Source organism: Pseudomonas fitomaticsae, from assembly GCF_021018765.1.
GTDB lineage: Bacteria > Pseudomonadota > Gammaproteobacteria > Pseudomonadales > Pseudomonadaceae > Aquipseudomonas > Aquipseudomonas fitomaticsae.
In genome coordinates, this window is record NZ_CP075567.1 from 3,078,199 (window position 1) to 3,098,594 (window position 20,396).

Genomic DNA, 20,396 nt, shown 5'->3' on the forward strand with positions numbered 1-20,396 from the left:
GACCACCATGAAATTTGAGCCCTGAAAAAGGGCTGCACACGGTGACGCCATGAGTCTAGAACGAAACGGGCTACCAAACCCCATCACTGTTTTTCAGTGACCCGGAAACGATAAAACCCGCGTTCCAGACGCACAAGCCGGCGGATTCTGGCGTAGTCGTAGGCAATGGCGCAAGGCGTTGTAGCCTTGAGGAAGTAACGCTGAGTGTCTTTAAACAGCGAGGGTCGAAACCCTAAACAATCTCCGATGGTTCCTTCAATCACCGGTGTATTGGATCTTTCCCCGGCGCTCTGCTGCCCTGAACTGGCTCCGGCTAGGTGTTCAAGCAGGATGCCGAACCCGGCTGGCATCTCTGGACGGCGGGCACCCGAACTGGCGACTGTATTCCCGGCTGAATTGCGACGGGCTTTCGTAGCCCACTCGATAACAGGCGCTCGCCACATCCAGCCCTTCGCCGAGCAACAGACGGCGGGCTTCCTGCAGGCGCAGTTGTTTCTGATACTGCAGCGGACTCATGGCTGTCACTGCCTTGAAACGATGATGCAATGTGGAGTTGCCCAAGTTGGCGACCCGGGCGAGTTCTTCGATGCGCAAGGGTTGGGTGTAGTGGTTGTTCAACCAATCGATTGCCCGTGTTACTCGCCGTGTTTGCGAGTCGCCGAGGGCAAGCTCGTACAGACGACGTCCATGCACACCCCGCAGGAGGCGGTAATACAACTCGCGAAGGGCGAGCGGTGCCAGCATGCCGATGTCTTTCGGTGTTTCCAGCAGCCGGACCAGCCGCAGCATGGTTTCCAGCAGGGGCACATCGACTTTCTCGAGGAAAAGACCAAGCTCCGGCTCGTCCGGGACGCCTGCCGGCGGAGCGTCGGCGATGACCTGAGCGATTTCCGTGGGCTCGAAATCAAACCGGATACACAGGTAGGGCGACTCCGCGCTGGCCATCAGCACGCGACCGGACACCGGAAGGGTGACCGAAACCACCAGGTAGCTGAGGGGATCGTACAGGTAGTGGTCGTCACCCAGGCCGATTTCCTTTTGTCCTTGCACGATCAGGCAAAGTGCCGGTTTGTGCACGGTATGGATCAGCTCCGAAGGTGCATCGAAACGGATGACATGCAGGGGAGCTATGGCGGTCTCATAGATCCCGGGTGTGGTAAAGCGTTGCGTCAGCAGGCGAACCAGTTCGTCACGGTAGACAGCTTTGTTTTGAAGGATGAAAGCATCGCTCTGTTCCATTTCAAGGCTCTCACAAGTGTTCATGAGCGTCTGCCTGAAGCTTTTCAGGCAGACGATATTCACCCGACATCATCAAAGTACTCATTGCCGATAGAGGATCATTCCGGCGTGATACAGCACGTCGTCATGAAAGTGGCCATCAGCGGTGAAGCCGGTGTCGTCCCAGTATTGGATGTAATCACCGACCAGTTCGTAGCGGCCCTGATAGGCGCTCTTGTTTTTACCACGGGCCTCGTCGTAACGACCAGTCGTCAGAAGCTCATGACGGATGAATCCATCCGCGGTAACCCACATGCCTGCGTAACGATGGTCCTGAGGGGGTTTTTTGGCATCTTTCATCACTTTTCTCCTCGGATGTTCAGACTGAGCCGATACGGCCCAAAGCCGTGCGATCAGAGCCGTTTTCGGCAACGCGAAAACCCGGAGTGCGATCACTGCCACCTTCACTCACGCGCATGCCGGGGGTTCGATCAGCACCGTCAGCGGCCAGGTACAGGCTGGTCGAGGAAAGGTTGATCGCGCAGGCCACCATCGCGCCGATCACCAGTGAAAGGGAAAGCCGTTTTGCATTTTTCATTGTTCAGTCCTCATTGACGTTGTTCATCTGAGCGGCCTGCCGTGGCCTGTGTGTGCATCCGTTGCGTGGTTTCAGATTACGTAGCCGAGCGCAGCGGTGTTAGGACGAAACTGCCGCAGATTTGCCTGATCCTCTCGGGCTGTTCGAACATGTCGTGCGCCGCGTTTGTGCTGCGGCTCAGCCGGCCGTGACAGTCATGCCACCGTCGGCCATGACCACCGAACCGACCATGAAGCTGGCCCGATCCGAGGCGATGAACGCGACCACTTCGGCGATTTCTTCCGGTTGGGCGGCGCGGCCGATCGGTGCCGCTTCGCCATGTTGGGCGAGAAAGGCAGGGCCATCGTCGACCACATTGTTGAGGATGTTGGTCACCACATCGCCGACACCGACAGCATTGACGCGGATGCCGTGGCCAATGACCTCAAGCGCCAAAGTGCGCGTCAGTTGGGCCAGCGCGCCTTTGGAAGCGGTGTAGGCCGCGATGGTGGGGAAGGCGAAATAGGAGGCGTAGGACGCGATGTTGACGATCGATCCGGACTTGTTGGGCATCATCGCTTTGACCGCCTCCCGGCTATGCAAAAAGGCCGCCGTGGCGTTGACCGCCTGAATGCGTTCCCAGTCTTCGCGGGTCATGTCGATGACCAGTTTGTTGATGATGATGCCGGCGTTGTTGACCAGAATGTCCAGCCGCCCGAATTGCTCGACGGCCAGGGCGACCGCGCGTTCGGCTGCCCCGTCCTGAGTGATGTCGGCCACCAGCGGGATCAGGCCGGGGCGGGCCAGTGCTTCCACCTCAGGGTTTATATCTTCAGCAATGACCTGGGCGCCGCGGGCATGCAGCAGCAGTGCGATGGCCTTGCCGATGCCACTGGCCGCGCCAGTGACCAGCGCGACTTTACCGGCCACTTCGTTTGGGGTGCTGTTCTTGAAGTCGGTCATGATGTTCTCCAGCGTTTTTGATCGAGTAGGGATAAGCCGTGTTGGCGCCGGCGAGGCGCTTTCATCAGCGACGGGCCTACTGTCTCGCAGCGAGGCAAAGTCGGCTTTCGTGAGATTGCCCACGCTGTCGGGGTTTTGCGCTGAATGTCAGTGAGGGAGGTTCGGCGCTCGATTCAACCCACCGGAAAAGCCCGATATCATCGAGCCGGTCTCCGTGACACGGCGTGCGGGCAAGCATCCGAGACCTGTCTGGCTTCGCACAGCCGAATCTGAAAAGGACGAGTTCCATGGCAAATACCGGGCGTACCTCCCAGGACGGGTTGTCGACATCCTCTCGAGACTTGCGCATCAACGGCGAGTCGATGGGTGAGTTCCTGCCAGGCGAACCGCAGGCGTTACCCTCGCGCCCGGAAATCACGGACGTGGTGATTCAGCTGTTTACCCATCGCAGCGTTACTGAGCCCATTCTCGTGCCGGCAGTGGTGGAACCGCTGCTCGTTCTGGTTCTGGCCGGGGCGGCGACGGTAGAGGAGCGCGCATTAGGTGGCGAGTGGGAAGCTGCAGATGTCAGTACCGGCGATTTTTTCCTCACCAGTTCCGATGAGCCGTATGAAATGCGCTGGCAGACGCACGGAGGCGATACCTTCGAAGTCATGCATCTTTATTTGGGGTTGCCCTTGATCGAGCAAGCGTCTCGAGAGCTGTCGGGCCAGCACGCCGGGCCTGTGCGTTTGCGCGATGTTTCAGGGGCTCGGGACGAGCGCGTCGTGTTTGTCATGGAGCAGTTGCGCACCGAACTGCTTCTGCAACGCTCGCCCAGCGCGCTTTTCGCCCGCTCTCTGGCGCAGGCGCTGGCCGTGCATCTGGTGCGCAGCTATCTCGCTGAAAGCCAGCCCGGGCGTCGGGTCAACGCCTTGCAAGCCTACAAGCTGCGCAAAGTCACGGACGCCATGCGCGCGCATCTGAGCGATGAATTCAGCCTGGCAACACTGGCCAGCCTTGCCGAGCTGAGCGAGTACCACTTCAGCCGCCTGTTCAAGCGGGCGACAGGGCTGTCGCCATCGCAGTACTTCATTCGCATGCGTATGGTTCGTGCGCGGCACCTGCTACTGGAAACCCGCCTTAGCATCATCGACATCGGGCTGGAGGTCGGCTACTCAAGCCCCAGTCATTTCTCGCAGGTCTTTCGTCGTGAAGTGGGCGTAACGCCCAGCGAGTTCCGTGGGGCGTGAGCGGCGCTTCATTACAAATTTGCAGGCGATGCACACAGACACGAATAGGCAAAAGTTGCGCAGGTTTCGGCACGCGTCGAACAGGTCTGCGCCCTTAATCTTTTCGACGTACCCCGCAGCAACGAACGCGTCTTCAGCGGTCGGTGCTGAACCTCAATGCAGACAGCAGGAGCTACGGATATGTCGAACATTCAAAACAAAGTCGTCCTGATTACCGGTGCAAGCAGCGGTATTGGCGAAGCGGCCGCCAGGTTGATCGCCGCCAAAGGCGCGCATGTGGTCCTCGGTGCCCGCCGCACCGAGCGTCTGGACAGACTGGTCAGCGAGATCCAGGCCGAAGGTGGTTCAGCAAGTGCCTGCGCACTGGACGTTACGGATCTGCAATCGATGCACGCCTTCGTGGCGTTCGCCAAGACGCAACATGGCAAGGTCGATGTGATCATCAATAACGCTGGGGTGATGCCTTTGTCTCCGCTGGCCTCGTTGAAGGTCAACGAGTGGAACCAGATGCTTGATGTCAACGTTCGCGGCGTATTGCACGGTATTGCCGCCGTCCTGCCGGACATGCAGGCGCAGGGTTTCGGTCAGGTCATCAATATCTCGTCGATTGGTGGCCTCGCGGTTTCTCCGACCGCCGCGGTGTACTGCGCGACCAAATTCGCGGTCAGGGCTATCTCGGATGGCCTGCGCCAGGAAACGGACAAGATCCGCGTCACCGTGGTGTGCCCGGGTGTGGTCGAGTCCGAACTGGCGGATACGATTTCGGATGATGTGGCCCGCGAGGAAATGAAAGCGTTCCGCCGTGTGGCGCTGAATGCAGACGCCATTGCGCGAGCGCTCGCCTATGCCATCGAACAGCCCGACGATGTCGATGTGAGTGAGATCGTGGTTCGTCCGACCGCCAGTCCGCACTGAGCCGTTCTGGGTGCAGGGCAAACCCTGTTGGGAGGCAGCCGCTCATGAGCGGCTGCTCTTGTCAGGCATGGCAGATAATGGCTGTGGATTCTCAGCCTCTATGTACCAGCGCATCCACTACAACCCCAAACGCCGACGACTGCTCCCGGCGATTCGGATAGTAAAGGTGGTAACCTGCAAAGGGTTGGCACCAGTCCTCAAGCACCCTTACCAGACTGCCGTCAGCCAGTTCCCTGGCGACCATATCTTCCGGCAGAAATCCCAAACCGCATCCGGCCACCGCCGCGCGCAGGATCGGCACGCTGCTGTTGAACGTCCATTGCCCCTCGACCCGTGCCTTCAGTTCGCGGCCGTCCTTTTCAAAATCCCATTGCATCAGGCTGCCGTGGGTGGGCAGGCGCAGGTTGATGCAGTTGTGTGCGGCCAGATCGCCCGGTGTCATTGGAATTGAGCGGTTTTTGAAGTACTCGGGCGAGCCCACGACGGCAATGCGCAACGACGGGCCGATGGGCACGGCGATCATGTCCTTGGCCACCTGTTCACCCAGACGAACACCGGCGTCATAGCGTTGCGAAACAATGTCGGTGAGGGCGTAGTCGACGGTGATTTCGACCTTGATGTCCGGGTAGTTGGGCAACACCTTCAACAGTTTGGGCCAGAGAATATTGTTCGCCGCATGTTCGGACGCCGAGATCCGCACATGCCCGCCGGGGTGTTGCGAAAGTCGCTGACCGCGGCCAGTTCCAGTTCGATCTCATCGAAGCGTGGCGCCATCGATTGATACAGGCGCTGACCTGCTTCGGTCGGCGGAACGCTGCGGGTGGTTCGCGTCAGCAGGCGCACGCCCAGCCGTGTTTCCAGAGTGCGCATGGTGTGGCTCAGCGCTGATTGCGAGACGCCCAGTTGTGCGGCCGCGCGGGTGAAGCTGCCTTCGCGGGCGATGACCACGAAGGCTTGCCGGTCGTTGAGATTGGCGCGGGACATTGATGAGAACCTCTCATGAGGGGCGCAGGATTAATCCATGAAAGCAGGTTGCGCACGGATGCGCGACCCCCGGAGCGTTCGTTACAAGGTGCGGGCGTAAAACGTGCTCAGCTTGCCGATGGCGGCGTCGACATAACGCGGCACCCAATAGGTTTCGATGTGGGTGGCGCCCTCGAGGATGAACACTTCCGTGTCCGTGGTGCCAGTGGCTTTGGGGAAGGCGTCCTGAGTCATGTACAGGCTGTCGGCCTTGCTGCCGGCGATCATCAGCAAGGGTTGATTGATCAGCTCGATCTGGTTGGTGGCGTCAAAACGCATCAGGTCGATGAGGCTGCTGGTGGTGTATTTGAAGGTCGAGTTCGGGTGCGCGTGGGTCTTCCAGTAATACTCGTAGCCCTGGCGATAGAGTTCGAACGGCAATTTGGCGATCTGCTCATCCGTCAGGTTGGCATCACCTGAATACAACACCGCGCCACCGGCGGCTTCCTGCGCGCGGGCCGCCGAAGCCTGTTGCAGACGTTGCTCAATGCTGTCCATTTGCGAGTCGTTGTAGCCGTTGCGGCGCACCCGGTCCGAGTTCACCTTCGGCAAACACAAAGCTGCTGCCAGGCTCGAACGCCACGATGGCCTTGATCTTGTCGTTCTTGATCGCCGTTAACCAGCCCGGCCCGCCACCTTGCGAATGGGTGAACAGGATCCCCGGGCCGATTCGATCAAAAACGGCTGATACACCATCGGAGACCACGCCCATGTCGAAAGGCCCGGTGTTCGGTGTCATCGCGCGGAAAAACTGCTCGCGACTCTGCGCGTCCCGCGCCACTTGTACGCCGTTGAAGTAGTTCGGTCACAGGCCAATGCGGAACTGGTTGAACCACAGTTGCTCGTCCGGCACAGGTTTGATGGTCGTCTCGACACTGCTGCGACCCGCGTTGCCGCGCCGAGGCTGATCGATCAGATAGACGCCGTAGTGGCGACGCAGAAACAGGTTTTGAAAACCCTCGCGGCCATCAGCGGTGGTTTCCCAGGTCTTGGAAAACTGACCGGCGCCGTGCCACATGACAATGGGCAGTTTTCGCGCATCGACCGGGATCTGGTAGAACGCGTAGGCGTGGTCGCCGTGGTAGGTCTGGCCGTCGGGCGTCAGCGGTTTGCGCGGATCGAAGGTACCCGGTGCGGTGGTCATGGTTCCGCCAGCGGCGAAGCTGCCCTGTGACTGTATCAGCAACGAGCTTTCGGGCTGGTTCGCGCAGGCGCTCAATAGACTCAGCAGAGTGATGACCGGCAGGGTTCTGGCAGGCTTCATGTCATTTCACCGAAGCCGCGAGGGCCTGGGTCAGCACCGTGTCGGCCCGTTCGACGGTCTGTGCATCGCCATGCTTTTTCAATTGCTCGATGAGTTGGCGCAACTGCGCCGCGCTGAGCCCTACGCGCAGGCTCGCCAGCATGTGCGAGCGCAATTGCGGTTCCACCCCCGGCGTCGCCGCCAGCGCGCCGACCGTCGCCAGTTCGCGGCTTTGCCAGTCGAGGTTGTCACGCTCGAAGATGTCGCCGAACAGGTGGGTTTGCAGGAACCGGTTGATCACCGGAGCGAACTCGAACACCGGGCCTTTGACCGGGGCGCCGGAAATTTTCGTCTGATTGGCGGTGCCAGCTTCAAGCAGTTCATCGCCGGCTGGAATCGCTCGGCTTGGCTCACGCCCCGGCGCATCCTCGATGCCCCGTTGCTTGCGCGCTTGCACAACGCTCATCAACTCATTCAAGGCATTGAGGCTGCGCGGGAAGCCGACGTAGGCGTAGAGCTGCACGAGAATTTCCCGTGCTTCGCTGACGGTTAGACCCGCGTCGAGTCCCTGGTTGAGCGCCACGTTGAGATTGGGCCTGTCGCTGGTCGCCATGAACGCGGCGATCAGGGGAATGGCCTGCTGCTTTTTCGACAGTGTGTCGATGCTGGTTTGTGTACCGGTGCTGTCTTGCGGTGTCGCTGGATCGTATTGCGCCTGCGAGACTTGCTCGGCCCAGGTGACCGTCCTGCCGTCCTCGGCTTCAGCAATCGCAATGTGCGTCATGCCGGTGCTCGCTGTGGCGCCATGCCAGTGACGGGTGAGCGGGGGGATCCAGACAATGTCGCCCTGGCGGATTTCCTGACGCGGCCCGCCTTCTTGCTGCACGTAGCCAACCCCGGCCGTGACGATCAGCGTTTGCCCCAACGGATGGGTGTGCCACGCGGTGCGTGCGCCGGGTTCAAAAGTCACGGTGCCGCCGACACGCGCCGGCAGATCGCCCTTGAACAGGCCGTCCACGCGCACTGTGCCGGTGAAGTTTTCGGCCGCGCCTTGGATCGAGGGTTGAGAGCCGTTCGGGGTAATGCGGATTTCACTGGCGGCTTTGGCTTCTGCGCTTATGAGCGATAAGGCAAAGAATGGCGCGATCAGTCGGTTCATCGGCCGACCCGCGCCTTGAGGGCTTCGGGATAGCGCTCGCCTTCGATGTGGATTTGCGCCCTTGATTGGCCTGCAACGCCGACTGGCTGAAACGCGGGACGATGCTGCGAAAATCGTCACTGCCGTAAGTGGTTTCGGCAGACACCGTGCCGGTGAGGAAACCCTTGCCCAGCGGACTGAACGGCACGAAGCCGATGCCCAACTCCCAGAGCGTCGGCAGAATGTCCTGCTCGGGCTCGCGCCACCACAACGAATATTCGCTTTGCAGCGCCGTGACCGGTTACACGGCATGGGCGCGCCGGATGGTTTGCGCACCGGCCTCCGACAGACCGAAGTGTTTGACCTTGCCTTCACCAATCAGCGCTTTCACCACGCCGGCCACGTCCTCGATCGGTACGTCCGGATCGACCCGGTGCTGGTAGAGCAAATCGATGTAATCGGTCTTCAACCGACGCATCGAACCCTCGACGGCGATCCGGATGTGCTCGGGGCGGCTGTTGAGGATTTGCTGTTTATTGTCGTCGCCGAAGGTAAAGCCGAACTTGGTGGCGATGACCACTTGATCGCGGACCGGCGCCAGCGCTTCGCCCACCACTTGCTCATTCAGGTAAGGGCCGTAGACCTCGGCGGTGTCGAAGAACGTTACGCCTTGATCAACCTCTGAGCGGATCAGGGAGATGGCTTGTCGAGTATCGGTGGCAGGGCCGTAGCCATGGCTCAGGCCCATGCAGCCAAAGCCAAGGGCCGATACGGTGAGTGAGCTGTTGCCGAGTGTTCGCTGATGCATTCTGATCTCCCGTGGTTTGGCATTGGGAGAACAGTAAGCGAGCACAAGAGAGGGCACTAGACGGGTAAATCGGCAAGGGTTTATGAGAAGTTTTCATCAATCTCACAAAAGACGAGGGTTACCCCGTCATCAAGCGACGACTGAGTCGGGATCAGAAAAAATCGTTGTAGATTTTTCTAATGCCCAGGTTGATCTCTGTGGGCTGCCAATCGACCGGCAAGCCATTCACATCGAAGGTGATGTCTTCATGGTTGGCTTTGGATGAGCTGCAGCAGATATAGATTTTTTTATTGATGATCTGCTCGACAATCAGCTTCAACTGCAGAATCGATGTTGGCTTGCCTGAAGCCAGCATCTCGATGCTGCCTGAAGTGTTATTTGAAGTTATTCTGTTTGCAATGTGCTGTCCGATGTCGGCACTAAAGACATAGTCTCTGAGTGTGTTCATGGAACCAAGTATGTTGACTTCTTTGTTCAGCAGGCCATTTTTTAAAAGTGTCGAAATGAAGCCGAATCGTCCGCTGTTCATAAAGCCATAGACAGAACTTGGCCTGTAGATGAAGCAAATTCTGTTGTCGACGGTATCCAGCAGTAATTGTTCAAGTTGAAGTTTTTGATTTCCATAAGGACGGCAGGGGGAGGGGGTGGAGGTTTCGTTGATCAGTTTTTGTGATTCGAACAGTCCGCCGGCGGAACTCACCAAATGAAATCTGGCAGAGTTGCAGAGGCCTGAACTTGAAATTTCCCCGTGAAGTTCAAGTATCCTTTGAAAGGATTTTTTTTCCTCTTCCAGTTCTTCGCAAGATGATACAAAACCACATTTGCCTGCCGCCCACACCACATCTATGGCAGGTTCGCGCCCATGTCCAGTGCCCGTCATTGGGTCGTGAGACAGAGTGCGGAGTTTGTCTATGATACTTGATGCATCTGATGCTTGTTGCTGGCGGTCAGTCCAGCTGAAGTCGTGAGTAAATGGGGAGTATCCTGTTTTGGTTAAAGCGTTGACGATCTCCAGCCCTATCAGTCCGATACCAAAAATCAGCACGATCTCTGTGTGCGTTTGGTGAGCGAGCGACTTCTTACATAAAATAATCATGCCTCACCCTCTGAGGTAGTCTACGAGGAACTTATCCCGGGATCGGTCCACCGTATAAAATGTGGGTTTTCCATTCAGGTGCAGGATGGCAACCATCAGGTACTCGACAAGCACTGTTGAAATGACACTTATAAGTCCCCCGAAAAACAGAGTTGCTGTAAACAGGGAGGCCCAGCCATGTGTGTCAATGGTTTCCGGAAACAGAAAATGCTGAATTAATGTGATTGCCATGAACAGAATGGATGTCAGGAAAGCCAGAATACCGGCCAATCCTGCAAACCGGAGCAGTTTCGTGTTGCTCGAGATCGCCATGCGACGTGCATGAGAAAGTAACTGCTTGAGCGAATACCCGCTCTGTTTTCCATTGATTACCCGATGGTCTTTTATACTCAGTGGCACGCAAATGATGCGCTTGGTAAACCAGGTGAGCGAAATGTCAAAGTAAGTATCGTATGAACACACGCTGGCGGCTGCGCGAGCCAACGTGCCCCTCATCACGCGGAAACTGTTGAATGAAGAGATCTGTTCATTTCCTGTAAAGACCTCCATGGCTTTTTTAAAGCCGCTGGAACCCAGATCGCGGATCAAGTTTTCATGAACGGCTGCAATGGGTTTTGCGTAAGCAACATCTTTATCCTGCAAGACAACTTTAGCCAGAAGGTTGATGATTTCACTCGGTGGGTGCTGAAGATCTTCATCCAGCGTAGCCACCCAGTCACTGGAAGAGTGGAGGATTCCGGCCATTGTGGCGGGATGTTGTCCGAAGTTGCGAGATAAATGAAGAACACGTATCCAGTCATGTTCCCGCGCCAATTCGCAGAGCACCGTCGCTGACTCGTCAATGCCCTCATCGAGCACAAAAATCGACTCGACAAGTTGAATCGGAGCTTCATCCTCCTGCAACTTGACTCTCACTTCCGCCAGTGCAAGGACCAACTCGCGGAGATAATCCTGTCCAGAGTAAACGGGTGTCACTGTTGATAGGGTAAGCATGGCGCGCCTCTAGTCCGGTTTTGTGGGGGATACAGCTTCAGGCTGCGGCGTGGATAGGGAATCCTTCTTGAATGCATAGTGTTTGCAAAGAATGTAATTCGTGACGGTATACGCGGGCATTCCCAACGCTTGAGCAAGATAGGCATCAAGGGACAGTGCCTTGATCAGCGTCATGACAGTCAGGATGTTGGCGGCGTAAGAGAGTAGAAAACAAATACAGAACCGCTTGAACGCAGACAGTTGCTCGCCCTTGAATTCGAATGTCCATCTTGAATTCAAGGCATAGGACACGATCAGCCCGCACGTATACCCAAAAGCGTTGGCGTAAATGTCATTGGCCGCAAAAAAATACTTCATTGCGTAGATGACGCTCAAGCCTGTCAGCGTGTTTCCAATGCCGACAATAAGAAACTTGAATAATGACCTGTCCAGGAGTTTGGGGGCTGTCATCAGGTCACTGTTCATTTTTGTTGAGGCCGTTTTTTTTCATGAGAAGGTTTACAGCAGCCACAGCGACCAGCGCGTATAAAAGTTTGGTCATCACGTAATACCTGTTTTCCGTGTGCATGATGGAGGCTGTCATGATTCCAGAGGCAAGAGCTGTGACCGAAATGATAAACAGCCACTTGTTCTTGAAGCAGTAAGTGGCAAGGCAGCCTGCCAGGCTTAAAAAAATCATGAGCTTGATAAAGAGTATCCTGGCAGCGCTCATGAACAAATTGACAGGCTCGTCATCTGTCGGGGCGTAGTTGGCGTACATGGTCCAGTAAAACTTGGAAACTCCCTCGTAAAATCGAATGGCAATAAAGTCGAGCGTGGAAACCCGCTCCTGCAGCGTCGTCAAATAAGCGCCAGGCACCGGTTTGGAAAAAGCGATCAACTCTACATAGGGCTGAGCATTTCCTTCAGCATAGGTTTCCATGTATTTGGGTTCGTAAAACCATAATGTACCTTCCGCAGAGTTATGGAAGACAAACGCAACCTGAACAAGACAGACAGAACTGCCCAGCAAGAATCCGAAGATTCTTTTGAATCGATTTTCGAGAAGGTTGCGAAAGTCGGAAATTACCCAGAAAAACACCAGAAAGAATATCGAGGCAACGTAGTTTTGTTTTAACAGTACGGAGATTCCAGCCAGCACGCCGGCCAGGATCAACATGCCGAAATGTTGACCGTGGTTTTTGTTCGAAACGATCGCGATGGACGAAACAAAAAAGGCAAGGCTTTGAATGTCCGATGATCTTACAGGTATATAGGCGGTGCAAAGCAGTGCGGTCAGGATTACCAATCCTGTTTCAAGAAGCTTTTCTGTCTTGTGTTGCTTGCCTTCCATTGAATCATTGAGGTTTCTGAAAATGACCACGACAGATTTGATGATGACAATGAGGCACAGTATGTTCAGGAATAATGAAATGTAATCGGCTTTTACCGGGTCGCTCGTGAAAAGAAAGGGTAATGCCTGAAAGATCATGATGCCAACGGGTCTGATGCCGTTGTAGCAATTGTAGGGGGCTGTATCGGGATTTAAAAAGTAAGCGGCACATGTTTCTCCAAATACACGGTAGGTGATCGCGTCACCAACTGATGGAAAGTCCATTAACAATCCCTATGTCGAGCCAGTTGCCACATGCTTTGGAAGCCAGCATGAACTTTGATTGATTAAAAGTCGGCGCCGCATTCCAAGTGCGATAGGCGCTTTATGCGAACGCGCCAATGCCAGGGTAACCACCTGGTAGGAATGACCGGGGGAGTGTCGATTCGTTCCTTTTTTTTGTCGCCTGTGGCTGGGGGCGCTCGACGACCGGGATCGTGCAGTCATCGAGAGCTTTCCAGGGCTCAAGGCACTGTTCGGCAAAATCCTTTCGCCGAAAAACGACGCTATCGTCTTGCCTGGCTACGACGACTCAGTGCGGGCGTAGACCTCACAACTCAATCGCCCACGTCTGACTCACCAAATCCTTGCCGAAGCTGTGAATCGGCTCTTCCTCAACCAGCTCAAACCCCGCCCGCTGATACAACCGGCGGGCATCCACCAGATTGCTGGTGGTCCACAGAATCATCTTTTTGTAACCGACATCCCGGGCAAAACGCAGGCATTCCTCGACCAGTCGATTGCCGATCCCCAGGCCCCGCGCACTGGCATCCACGTAGAGCATGCGCAGTTTCGCGGTGCTTTCGTCGTGGCGGACGACGAACACCGAACCCACCACCTTGCCGTCCTTTTCCGCGATCCAGCAGCGCTCGCCGGTAGGGTCGAATTCGCGCAGATACTTGGCGACGATCTCGGCCACCAGCGCTTCGAACTCCGAATTCCAGCCGTATTCACGGCTGTAGATTGCGGTCTGCTGATGCACCACCAGGCCCATGTCGCCGGGCTGCGGATCGCGCAGCAGGTAGGTCGTCGGCTGGCCGCCCTCAAGCAGCGTCTGGATCTGCTTCATCGAGGCGATCAGTTGCAGTTGCTGCGGTTCGGCCAGTCGTTCGAGCAGGGTGATGACTTCTTGTCGCGATGCCTGCTCCAGCGGCGCGAGGATCTCGCGGCCGAGGTCGGTAATGTGCAATTGACTGGCGCGGGCGTCGGTGGCGGAGGGGACTTTCTGGATCAGGCCCTTTTTGTCGAAACCGCTGATGATCCGGCTCATGTAACCGGCGTCGAGGCTGAGCATCTGCCGCAGGTCAGCGCTGGTCAGGTCACCGCCCGAGGCGAGTTCGTAGAGGATGCGCAGTTCGGTCAGCGAGTAATCGCTTTGCAGCAGATGCTCCTGCAACACGCCGATCTGATGGGTGTAGAAACGGTTGAATTGCCGGACGACGTCGGCGCGGTCGGTGATCGTGGACATGACGGGAGGCTCACATGATTGCTTTAGGCAACTATATAGTTGCCTCAGGCAATCAAGTCAAATGAATGATTTCGCGATCCCGTACGCAAAGTGAGCCGGATCAAACCGCTCAGTCGTGTCCATTTGTATGTTTCTGAGGTTCACCGTTTCCAGGTGTGTGGCGTAGAGCGCTTCGGAAAAACAGGTGATCAACAGGGTGCGCCGGCGTGCGCCGGTTGGGTTCAGGCTGCCGGCGTGGATCAGGTCGGCATCGAAGATCAGGATGTCGCCCGCGCTGCCCGTCAGTTGCACGGATCGTGACTCGTCAGTGAAGTCGAGCGGGGGCTCGCCCGTTGCAGGGCGATGGCTGCCGGGGACGATGCGGGTCGCCCCGTTTTCGGGGCCGTAATCGTCGAGGTACACCAGCGCGTTGACGGTGTCGCCGGGGCGTTGCGCCGACAGGTCTCGGTGCAACTGCTGGTGGCCACCACCGGCAAGCGGTTCGCGGCCCTCGACCTGAGAGAGGAAAAAGCGTTCGCCGATCAACTCGCCCACGACCGCCAGCAAGGGTGGTAATCGGCACACGGTCTGAACGGTCGGGTCAGTGTCCAGCTGTGAATGACGCCAGTCGGTGCCACGGGGCACGGGCCATTCGCTTGAAGGCTTCACGCCTGCATCGAAGACAACGCGAAGCGTATCCAGCCACGCCGGCGCAATTGCCTGGCGCAGCAGCACGTAGCCGTTTCGGTGGAGTTGCTCGCGGTCAGCCACAGACACCCTCGGTTTTGTTGGTTACCGCAGAGCGTAGACAAAAGCCTCAACGACGGCGCCACCGTCCAATTAGTTCTGCACCGACCGGCTCAGAAACCCGTCGATCAACGCCACCACCTGTTGCTGGATCACCTCCCGCGAACGCGCGTCGCCGTCCGCGCAAATGATGCCGTCGCCTGGCGAATCTTCTTCGAGCAGCGCCACGGCGCCGGGCTTGCACAACGACATGAAGCTGAAATGGCTGGCGTTGCTGATCTCGACATACTGCGATGTAGCCGAAGGCAGGCGCGTGGCGAGTTTTTGATGGGCTGCGCAATCCTGGGCAAAACGCTCGGGGTCGAAGCGTGTGCCGGCGATTTCCAGGGCGGTCCAGCCGCCCAGCGAATGGCCGGCGACTTCAATTCGGCCCTTCGAGACTGCGCCAAATTGCTCCGGCTGAGCGGTGACCGCATCGATGACGCGGCTGATGTCGACAGGTCGCTGCCACAACCGTGCAGCTGCTTTCGGACTGCGGTCATGAGTCGTGGTGCCGGGGTGATTGACCGCCGCGACGATGTAGCCCTGGCGGGCCAGCGCACTGGCGAGCCACGCCTGATTGCTCCAGTTGCCCCTGAACCCGTGGGACAACACCAGCAACGGATGATCACCCGCCGTTGGCGGCGCCTCTCGCACCGCCGAAGTCCCGACGAACACCGCGTCGTCGGCAATCAATTGTGCGGGAGCGGTGGTCTTGGCGGGATACCAGACGACCATGTCCAGCGGGCGTTCGTTGCGTTCGTCCGCCAGTGTGGCGGAGCGGAAACCGATGGGGTTTTCGTCAGCGTTTGCGCTGGCTGAAAGGCAGATCAGAAGCAGGATGCGGAAAGTGTTTTTCATTGTTTTTATCTTCCTTGATCAAATCGGGCAAACAGGACGTTCGCCCAGACGTTCTACCAGTCTTAAGGCTGTCTCTCCATACCTGTAAAAAACTGACTAGAATCCACAGACACCCATTGATTCAAGGAACGACCGATGTCCGGTTTACGCACATTGATTGCGACCACGACCTGTATTGCGCTGCTGGGCAGTTCGGTGACAGCGCTGGCCGATCCTGGCAACGGAAAGGGACAGGGCAAAGGCAATCCGCATAACAGCCAGGATCATGGCAATCAGGGGAAAAAAGGCGGGGGCGGCTACCAAGGGCATGGCCCGAGCATCGACCACGCCGGGGTAATCGGGATTGTGGATGGGTATCGCGGCTACTGGACCCCGGGCCCGGCGTTGCCGCCCGGGATCCAGAAGAACCTGGCCCGGGGCAAGCCGCTGCCGCCCGGGATAGCTAAGAAACTCGATGGTCGACTGGTCGGCAGACTGCCGCACTACGACGGCTACGAATGGCAGCAGGTCGGCACCGATCTGATCCTGGTCGCGCTGGCCACCGGGCTGATTTATGAAGTGCTCAATGGCGCCTTCGATTGAAAAATAGATCTGTCCCCATATGAATGAAAAAGCCCGGCGGATAAGGCCGGGCTTTTGTCGAGTACTGCGGTAAAACCTCGCATTCAGACGTTACGACGTTCGATCAGACGGTCAGAACCACCTTCAGCCACCGCATCGCTGAACAGCGGATCGGTTTCGGTCGCAGCTACGGCATCACTGAACAGTGGATCGGTTTCAGTCGCGGCGACGGCGTCGCTGAACAGCGGATCAGTCTGGGTCGCAGCAGCAACGGCATCACTGAACAATGGATCAGTTTGAGTCGCAGAGGCAACAGCATCGCTGAACAGTGGGTCAGTCTCGGTTGCCGCAAAAGCATTCAGGGCGAAGAGCGAGAAGGCGATACCGAGGAGGGTTTGGCGTTTCATGGTTCTGTACTCCGTGTGCAGTGGGTTGGTATGGAGCAGATCCTACGCTTTGGATTCGATATGAGAACTTCATTGAATTAATGGTTGCTATTGATGCGGTCAATGATCGGGCTTGGCCGCTAGAAATGCTCTGAACTGCTGCGCCAATCCCAGCGCCACGCGGCCGCTGTCCACCGTGGGCAGCAAATGGGTAAAGGGAATATCGATCATCCGGTTCTCGCGCACCGCCCGCAGGGTCGATAACACCGGATCCTGCGCCAGCAACTGACGCTTGCGACTGGCCGGCGACCATTGCGCATCGGCCAGCAGGATCACGTCCGGATCACTGGCGAGCAGGGTTTCGCGGCTCACGGTTACCCGGTACTGGTTGATATCGGCAAACAGGTTTCGCGCGCCCGCAGCGGCCAGTAAGGAAGTGACGAAGCCTCGTCGACCCTCGCTGTCGAGGCCGTTGACTTCACTGTCCAGATAGAACACCGACAACGGTTTGCCCGCGCCGGCCAGTGACCGGGCGCGGTTCAGATCAGCGTCCAGTGCATTACTCATTTCCCGGGCTCGCGGCTGTTTGTGCAGCAGCGCGCCGAGGGTCGAGAGGTCGTTGCGGATATGTTCGAAGTAGTCCAGCGAATGCCCGTTGCACGCTGACTCCAGCAGATAGGACGCCACACCATTGCGCCCCAGACCGCTGCGCGACGTCACGCCATGGCCGAAGGCCGACGCGAACCCGCCGATCACCAGATCCGGCTTCTGCGCGTACAGCACTTCGCTCGACGGATAGCGCGGCGCAATCACCGGCACGCCGAAATACTCGGACTGCGACGCACCGGTATCGTCCAGATAGGCGACACCCGCCAGCGCCGGCCCTGCACCCAGGGCGAGCACCAGATCGGCGGCGTGCTGATTGAGGGCGACGATCCGCGACGGTGGCGCGACCGACGTGTTCCAGGTCTCTCCACAGTTGCGATAACTGTCGGCCCAAACGGGCAGCGCGCAGAGCAGAGCGGCCCCCAAAAAGAGCCTTTTCATGGGCGCGCCCTGATCAGCAAATCCTCGACCAATTCACCGCCCACTAAATGCTCTTCGACCAGCCGTTGTGCATCCGCGTGACTGCGCACGCCGTACCAGCAGGCTTCCGGGTAAACCGTCTCAATCGGCCCCAGGTTGCACGGGAACTGACAATGGGTGCGGGTCAGCAGAACGCCGCCCGGGGTTTCGATACGGTCATGCGCCAGCAAATGCCGGCGCAGGGTTTTCCATAGCTGCAAGGCGCCGCGCTGGGTGCAGCGCGGGCCGGTGCAGAGGAACACGTGGCCATGGCCGTCTGGCCACAGTGGTGTGTCGAAAGCATCACGCGCCTACCGTTGCGGGGGCAGCACCGGACTTGTTCGAAAGAACGTACCGGTTTCCCGTTTCACCCCATGCACGGCGGCATGGGACACCTGAAACAGGGCGGCATCTGAACATTCGGGTGGGCGGGCGTCAACTCGCGCGTTTCTTTTCGATGGGGTGCGTTTTCAATCTTATTTCACCCTTGACTTTGGCTAGCCTGAGGGCGATCGCAGCAACCAGTAAAATGGCTGCCGGGATTTTCAAGAGCTTCAGATATTTTTCGTAAATTGTGGCGGAGTATTTCGTGCTTTGGGTGGACCGTGCCTGTTCCTCGTGATCGGAATACGCCTGTTTGAAGCGCTTTATCCGTTCTACGAAAAACGGATTTTCAATAGTCTCAGCTTGTGGGAATACGGAGTTGTAGTTCATGTAGATTTTATTGTCTACCCGGGTACTTGCAGGGTCAGCGGGGCGAATCATTTCAAACAGTCGGCAGGCATTTGCAAGCTCCTGGGCTGCCTCCAAGCAGACTGACGGATCGCTCAATGCTTGCGCTGCAATATTCAGGGATTGAGCCGATAACCGGAAATAACTCTCCTCTACTCTTACATCGGAGAGTTTCGATTCCAGGCCGAATTGAATGAATTGAAATACAAGGCCTATCGAGCCAGCAATGATCCAGTAGTAATCAACTCGCTTCCAGCCAATGTCCCCAAGCCGTCGTGGCGAGAAACGACTTTCCCAAACAAATAGCCAGCAAAAAAGCAAGTAGAAGAGTGGTATTCCAAAAATGACGAATGCTGCATTCCAGAACATTTCGCCAGCTAACGCGTACTCCATGCCATGCCTTCCAATCGATAGAAGTATCAGGTTTCCTTCGGCGGGTATCTTGATAACTTGAGAACGTGACTGTTCAAGCGCAAAGGGAGTCGGCTTATCGAGAACTTCATATGGCGTCGAGTGTCAGCACATAAGCGCTGAACATGTCCGCCATCCCCTCGGCGCGATCCGTGATTTGCGCATCGGTGCGCGGGCTGAGTGAGAAATCCTTCCCCACCGAACTGAGCGTCGCCAGGATCAGATCGCAGGCTTGCGAGCGAACGGCTTCGCTGGCCCCAGGCAGCAACTCCACCATGAACGTCGCAAAGATCCGCTTGCCCGCCGTTCGCACTTCAAGCGCCTCCGGCGCATCGCGATAAAGCGGCGCCGCATCACTCAACGCGCCGCGCATCTGCGCCTCCTCGCACTCCGAACGAATGAACGCATGCACCAACGTGCGCAGGCGTTCCAGCGGCGGCTCGTCATGGTTTTCCAGAATCCGCTGCAGCATCCCGGTGGTCTGCAACCACTCATCACTCTGCAAGCGAAACAGAATCGCCGCCTTGTTCGGGAAGTACTGATACAGCGACCCGACACTCACGCCAGCCTTTTCCGCGACCCGCGCCGTGGTGAAACGCGCCGCGCCTTCCTTGGCCAAAACCTGAATAGCCGCCTGCAGAATCGCCGCCACCAGCTCGGCGGAGCGTGCCTGCTGCGGCTGTTTGCGTGAGGAAATACGGGCGGTCTGGCGATCGGTCATGGGCGGCTCGGGCGTCGGGACTGAATGCGAATAGCGAACAGGGCCATTCGCTCGCATCATTTAAATGCGACGAATCATTCGCATATTAGCTCTCAACCCACGGAAAACCATCATGACAACCCTGACCACCGAACCGCTGGCCACTCTCATAGAACGCCTCTACACCCAGGCCAGCGCCGCCACCAGCCCGGCGCTCAACAACGTGTCCGGCGAAGAACGCGAACGCCTGATGCACAGCAAAACCGAATACCGCGAACTCTACGCCATGCTCAAAGACCTATGGCTCCCGGTCTCCCGCGACACCGGCAAACTGCTGTACATGCTGGCGCGTAGCACAAAGGCCAAAGCCATCGTCGAATTCGGCACCTCGTTTGGTCTGTCCACTTTGCATCTGGCGGCAGCGCTGCGGGACAACGGTGGTGGTGTGCTGATCGGCAGCGAGTTTGAACCGTCGAAGATTGAACTGGCGCGGCATCATTTTGTTGAAGGCGGGGTGAGTGATCTGATTGAAATTCGCGAAGGGGATGCGCTTGTTACGCTGGCTCGCGATCTGCCATCGACTGTGGATTTGCTTCTGCTCGATGGTGCGAAAGCGCTGTATGGCGACGTGTTGAAACTGGTCGAGAAACACCTGCGGCCCGGCGCTCTTGTGGTAGCGGATAACACCGATTATTGCCCGGAGTATCTGGCGCATGTGCGTTCGCCGGGGAACGGCTACGTGAGCGTGCCGTTTGCGGATGATATTGAGGTGTCGATGCGGGTGGGGTGATAGCCGTTGCTGTCTATGCTTGAAAAAAGGGGACTGATCCTTGGATTAATAGATCTGTCCCGAATGGCACTTACTTAAC

The 20,396-nt window shown here is 57.4% G+C and carries 21 protein-coding genes, 4 pseudogenes and 1 riboswitch; of the genes and pseudogenes, 4 read left to right on the forward strand and 21 right to left on the reverse strand.

Going from position 1 to position 20,396, the window contains the following annotated elements:
- Positions 1–321: 321 nt before the first annotated feature.
- The 4 genes from KJY40_RS13850 to KJY40_RS13865 form a co-directional block, all read right to left on the reverse strand.
- A complete protein-coding gene (locus KJY40_RS13850) occupies positions 322–1,239 on the reverse strand; it encodes an AraC family transcriptional regulator (protein ID WP_230737689.1) in 918 nt (305 codons plus the stop codon).
- An 81-nt stretch (positions 1,240–1,320) separates the two neighbouring features.
- Positions 1,321–1,578 carry an Atu4866 domain-containing protein gene (locus tag KJY40_RS13855; protein WP_230737483.1) on the reverse strand — a complete coding sequence of 86 codons (258 nt, stop codon included), beginning with the start codon at positions 1,576–1,578 and terminating at the stop codon, positions 1,321–1,323.
- A gap of 19 nt (positions 1,579–1,597) precedes the next feature.
- Complete coding sequence (locus KJY40_RS13860; RefSeq protein ID WP_085747431.1) at positions 1,598–1,816, reverse strand: hypothetical protein; 219 nt, start codon at positions 1,814–1,816, stop codon at positions 1,598–1,600.
- A gap of 177 nt (positions 1,817–1,993) precedes the next feature.
- Positions 1,994–2,758, reverse strand: coding sequence for an SDR family NAD(P)-dependent oxidoreductase (locus tag KJY40_RS13865; RefSeq protein ID WP_039773162.1), 765 nt, complete (start codon positions 2,756–2,758; stop codon positions 1,994–1,996).
- Positions 2,759–3,045: 287 nt separating this feature from the next.
- Between KJY40_RS13865 and KJY40_RS13870 the strand changes: the two genes are divergently transcribed.
- Positions 3,046–3,990: an AraC family transcriptional regulator gene (locus KJY40_RS13870; protein WP_230737485.1), complete on the forward strand. Its 945-nt coding sequence runs from the start codon at positions 3,046–3,048 to the stop codon at positions 3,988–3,990.
- Positions 3,991–4,170: 180 nt separating this feature from the next.
- Entirely contained in the window at positions 4,171–4,905 is a 735-nt protein-coding gene (locus KJY40_RS13875; protein ID WP_129972588.1) for an SDR family oxidoreductase, read from the forward strand.
- Between the two features lie 91 nt (positions 4,906–4,996).
- Here KJY40_RS13875 and KJY40_RS13880 read toward each other — a convergent pair.
- The 12 genes and pseudogenes from KJY40_RS13880 to KJY40_RS13935 all read right to left on the reverse strand — a co-directional run bounded on the left by KJY40_RS13880 (position 4,997) and on the right by KJY40_RS13935 (position 15,672).
- Positions 4,997–5,889, reverse strand: a pseudogene (locus KJY40_RS13880) (LysR family transcriptional regulator).
- An 81-nt stretch (positions 5,890–5,970) separates the two neighbouring features.
- A pseudogene (locus tag KJY40_RS13885) lies at positions 5,971–6,468 on the reverse strand (alpha/beta hydrolase); the annotation flags it as partial.
- Positions 6,449–7,072, reverse strand: a pseudogene (locus tag KJY40_RS13890) (alpha/beta hydrolase); the annotation flags it as partial. The pseudogenes KJY40_RS13890 and KJY40_RS13885, both read right to left, overlap by 20 nt.
- A 121-nt stretch (positions 7,073–7,193) precedes the next feature.
- Positions 7,194–8,330 (reverse strand): (R)-mandelonitrile lyase, encoded by a 1,137-nt coding sequence (locus KJY40_RS13895; protein ID WP_230737487.1) that lies wholly within the window; start codon positions 8,328–8,330, stop codon positions 7,194–7,196.
- Between the two features lie 58 nt (positions 8,331–8,388).
- A pseudogene (locus KJY40_RS13900) lies at positions 8,389–9,117 on the reverse strand (aldo/keto reductase); the annotation flags it as partial.
- Between the two features lie 151 nt (positions 9,118–9,268).
- Complete coding sequence (locus KJY40_RS13905) at positions 9,269–10,213, reverse strand: NAD-dependent epimerase/dehydratase family protein (RefSeq protein ID WP_230737489.1); 945 nt, start codon at positions 10,211–10,213, stop codon at positions 9,269–9,271.
- A gap of 3 nt (positions 10,214–10,216) precedes the next feature.
- Positions 10,217–11,206: a glycosyltransferase gene (locus KJY40_RS13910; RefSeq protein ID WP_230737491.1), complete on the reverse strand. Its 990-nt coding sequence runs from the start codon at positions 11,204–11,206 to the stop codon at positions 10,217–10,219.
- Positions 11,207–11,215: 9 nt separating this feature from the next.
- Positions 11,216–11,671, reverse strand: coding sequence for a GtrA family protein (locus KJY40_RS13915; RefSeq protein WP_230737492.1), 456 nt, complete (start codon positions 11,669–11,671; stop codon positions 11,216–11,218).
- A complete protein-coding gene (locus tag KJY40_RS13920) occupies positions 11,661–12,803 on the reverse strand; it encodes a hypothetical protein (protein WP_230737493.1) in 1,143 nt (380 codons plus the stop codon). Before KJY40_RS13920 ends, KJY40_RS13915 begins: the two co-directional genes overlap by 11 nt.
- 325 nt (positions 12,804–13,128) lie before the next feature.
- Positions 13,129–14,046, reverse strand: a complete 918-nt coding sequence (locus tag KJY40_RS13925) for a bifunctional helix-turn-helix transcriptional regulator/GNAT family N-acetyltransferase (protein WP_230737494.1) — start codon at positions 14,044–14,046, stop codon at positions 13,129–13,131.
- Between the two features lie 57 nt (positions 14,047–14,103).
- Positions 14,104–14,796, reverse strand: coding sequence for a phytanoyl-CoA dioxygenase family protein (locus KJY40_RS13930; RefSeq protein ID WP_230737495.1), 693 nt, complete (start codon positions 14,794–14,796; stop codon positions 14,104–14,106).
- 69 nt (positions 14,797–14,865) lie between these two features.
- Positions 14,866–15,672 carry an alpha/beta hydrolase family protein gene (locus KJY40_RS13935; protein WP_230737496.1) on the reverse strand — a complete coding sequence of 269 codons (807 nt, stop codon included), beginning with the start codon at positions 15,670–15,672 and terminating at the stop codon, positions 14,866–14,868.
- A 135-nt stretch (positions 15,673–15,807) separates the two neighbouring features.
- On the opposite strand from KJY40_RS13935, the gene KJY40_RS13940 reads away from it, so the two are divergent.
- Complete coding sequence (locus KJY40_RS13940) at positions 15,808–16,254, forward strand: anti-virulence regulator CigR family protein (RefSeq protein ID WP_230737497.1); 447 nt, start codon at positions 15,808–15,810, stop codon at positions 16,252–16,254.
- A gap of 83 nt (positions 16,255–16,337) precedes the next feature.
- On the opposite strand, the gene KJY40_RS13945 is transcribed toward KJY40_RS13940, so the two are convergent.
- The 5 genes from KJY40_RS13945 to KJY40_RS13965 all read right to left on the reverse strand — a co-directional run bounded on the left by KJY40_RS13945 (position 16,338) and on the right by KJY40_RS13965 (position 19,548).
- Positions 16,338–16,640, reverse strand: coding sequence for a hypothetical protein (locus tag KJY40_RS13945; protein WP_179695263.1), 303 nt, complete (start codon positions 16,638–16,640; stop codon positions 16,338–16,340).
- Between the two features lie 99 nt (positions 16,641–16,739).
- The gene (locus KJY40_RS13950) at positions 16,740–17,666 is read right to left on the reverse strand and encodes an ABC transporter substrate-binding protein (protein WP_230737499.1); all 927 of its coding nucleotides are present in this window, start codon (positions 17,664–17,666) and stop codon (positions 16,740–16,742) included.
- Entirely contained in the window at positions 17,663–17,947 is a 285-nt protein-coding gene (locus KJY40_RS13955; RefSeq protein ID WP_230737500.1) for a (2Fe-2S) ferredoxin domain-containing protein, read from the reverse strand. The genes KJY40_RS13950 and KJY40_RS13955 overlap by 4 nt, the downstream gene beginning before the upstream one ends.
- Positions 17,912–18,098: riboswitch (cobalamin riboswitch) on the reverse strand. (Overlaps the previous gene by 36 nt.)
- 21 nt (positions 18,099–18,119) lie before the next feature.
- Positions 18,120–18,809 carry a hypothetical protein gene (locus KJY40_RS13960; RefSeq protein WP_230737501.1) on the reverse strand — a complete coding sequence of 230 codons (690 nt, stop codon included), beginning with the start codon at positions 18,807–18,809 and terminating at the stop codon, positions 18,120–18,122.
- 106 nt (positions 18,810–18,915) lie between these two features.
- Positions 18,916–19,548 (reverse strand): TetR family transcriptional regulator, encoded by a 633-nt coding sequence (locus KJY40_RS13965; protein WP_230737502.1) that lies wholly within the window; start codon positions 19,546–19,548, stop codon positions 18,916–18,918.
- A gap of 112 nt (positions 19,549–19,660) precedes the next feature.
- Here KJY40_RS13965 and KJY40_RS13970 point away from each other — a divergent pair, with 112 nt between their 5' ends.
- Positions 19,661–20,317, forward strand: coding sequence for an O-methyltransferase (locus tag KJY40_RS13970; protein ID WP_230737503.1), 657 nt, complete (start codon positions 19,661–19,663; stop codon positions 20,315–20,317).
- The last annotated feature ends 79 nt before the right edge of the window (positions 20,318–20,396 follow it).

Coding starts and splice junctions, on each gene's coding strand:
- KJY40_RS13850 (WP_230737689.1), bottom strand. CDS start 1,239: ATGGAACAGAGCGATGCTTTCATCCTTCAAAACAAAGCTGTCTACCGT.
- KJY40_RS13855 (WP_230737483.1), bottom strand. CDS start 1,578: ATGAAAGATGCCAAAAAACCCCCTCAGGACCATCGTTACGCAGGCATG.
- KJY40_RS13860 (WP_085747431.1), bottom strand. CDS start 1,816: ATGAAAAATGCAAAACGGCTTTCCCTTTCACTGGTGATCGGCGCGATG.
- KJY40_RS13865 (WP_039773162.1), bottom strand. CDS start 2,758: ATGACCGACTTCAAGAACAGCACCCCAAACGAAGTGGCCGGTAAAGTC.
- KJY40_RS13870 (WP_230737485.1), top strand. CDS start 3,046: ATGGCAAATACCGGGCGTACCTCCCAGGACGGGTTGTCGACATCCTCT.
- KJY40_RS13875 (WP_129972588.1), top strand. CDS start 4,171: ATGTCGAACATTCAAAACAAAGTCGTCCTGATTACCGGTGCAAGCAGC.
- KJY40_RS13895 (WP_230737487.1), bottom strand. CDS start 8,330: ATGAACCGACTGATCGCGCCATTCTTTGCCTTATCGCTCATAAGCGCA.
- KJY40_RS13905 (WP_230737489.1), bottom strand. CDS start 10,213: ATGATTATTTTATGTAAGAAGTCGCTCGCTCACCAAACGCACACAGAG.
- KJY40_RS13910 (WP_230737491.1), bottom strand. CDS start 11,206: ATGCTTACCCTATCAACAGTGACACCCGTTTACTCTGGACAGGATTAT.
- KJY40_RS13915 (WP_230737492.1), bottom strand. CDS start 11,671: ATGAACAGTGACCTGATGACAGCCCCCAAACTCCTGGACAGGTCATTA.
- KJY40_RS13920 (WP_230737493.1), bottom strand. CDS start 12,803: ATGGACTTTCCATCAGTTGGTGACGCGATCACCTACCGTGTATTTGGA.
- KJY40_RS13925 (WP_230737494.1), bottom strand. CDS start 14,046: ATGTCCACGATCACCGACCGCGCCGACGTCGTCCGGCAATTCAACCGT.
- KJY40_RS13935 (WP_230737496.1), bottom strand. CDS start 15,672: ATGAAAAACACTTTCCGCATCCTGCTTCTGATCTGCCTTTCAGCCAGC.
- KJY40_RS13940 (WP_230737497.1), top strand. CDS start 15,808: ATGTCCGGTTTACGCACATTGATTGCGACCACGACCTGTATTGCGCTG.
- KJY40_RS13945 (WP_179695263.1), bottom strand. CDS start 16,640: ATGAAACGCCAAACCCTCCTCGGTATCGCCTTCTCGCTCTTCGCCCTG.
- KJY40_RS13950 (WP_230737499.1), bottom strand. CDS start 17,666: ATGAAAAGGCTCTTTTTGGGGGCCGCTCTGCTCTGCGCGCTGCCCGTT.
- KJY40_RS13960 (WP_230737501.1), bottom strand. CDS start 18,809: ATGGAGTACGCGTTAGCTGGCGAAATGTTCTGGAATGCAGCATTCGTC.
- KJY40_RS13965 (WP_230737502.1), bottom strand. CDS start 19,548: ATGACCGATCGCCAGACCGCCCGTATTTCCTCACGCAAACAGCCGCAG.
- KJY40_RS13970 (WP_230737503.1), top strand. CDS start 19,661: ATGACAACCCTGACCACCGAACCGCTGGCCACTCTCATAGAACGCCTC.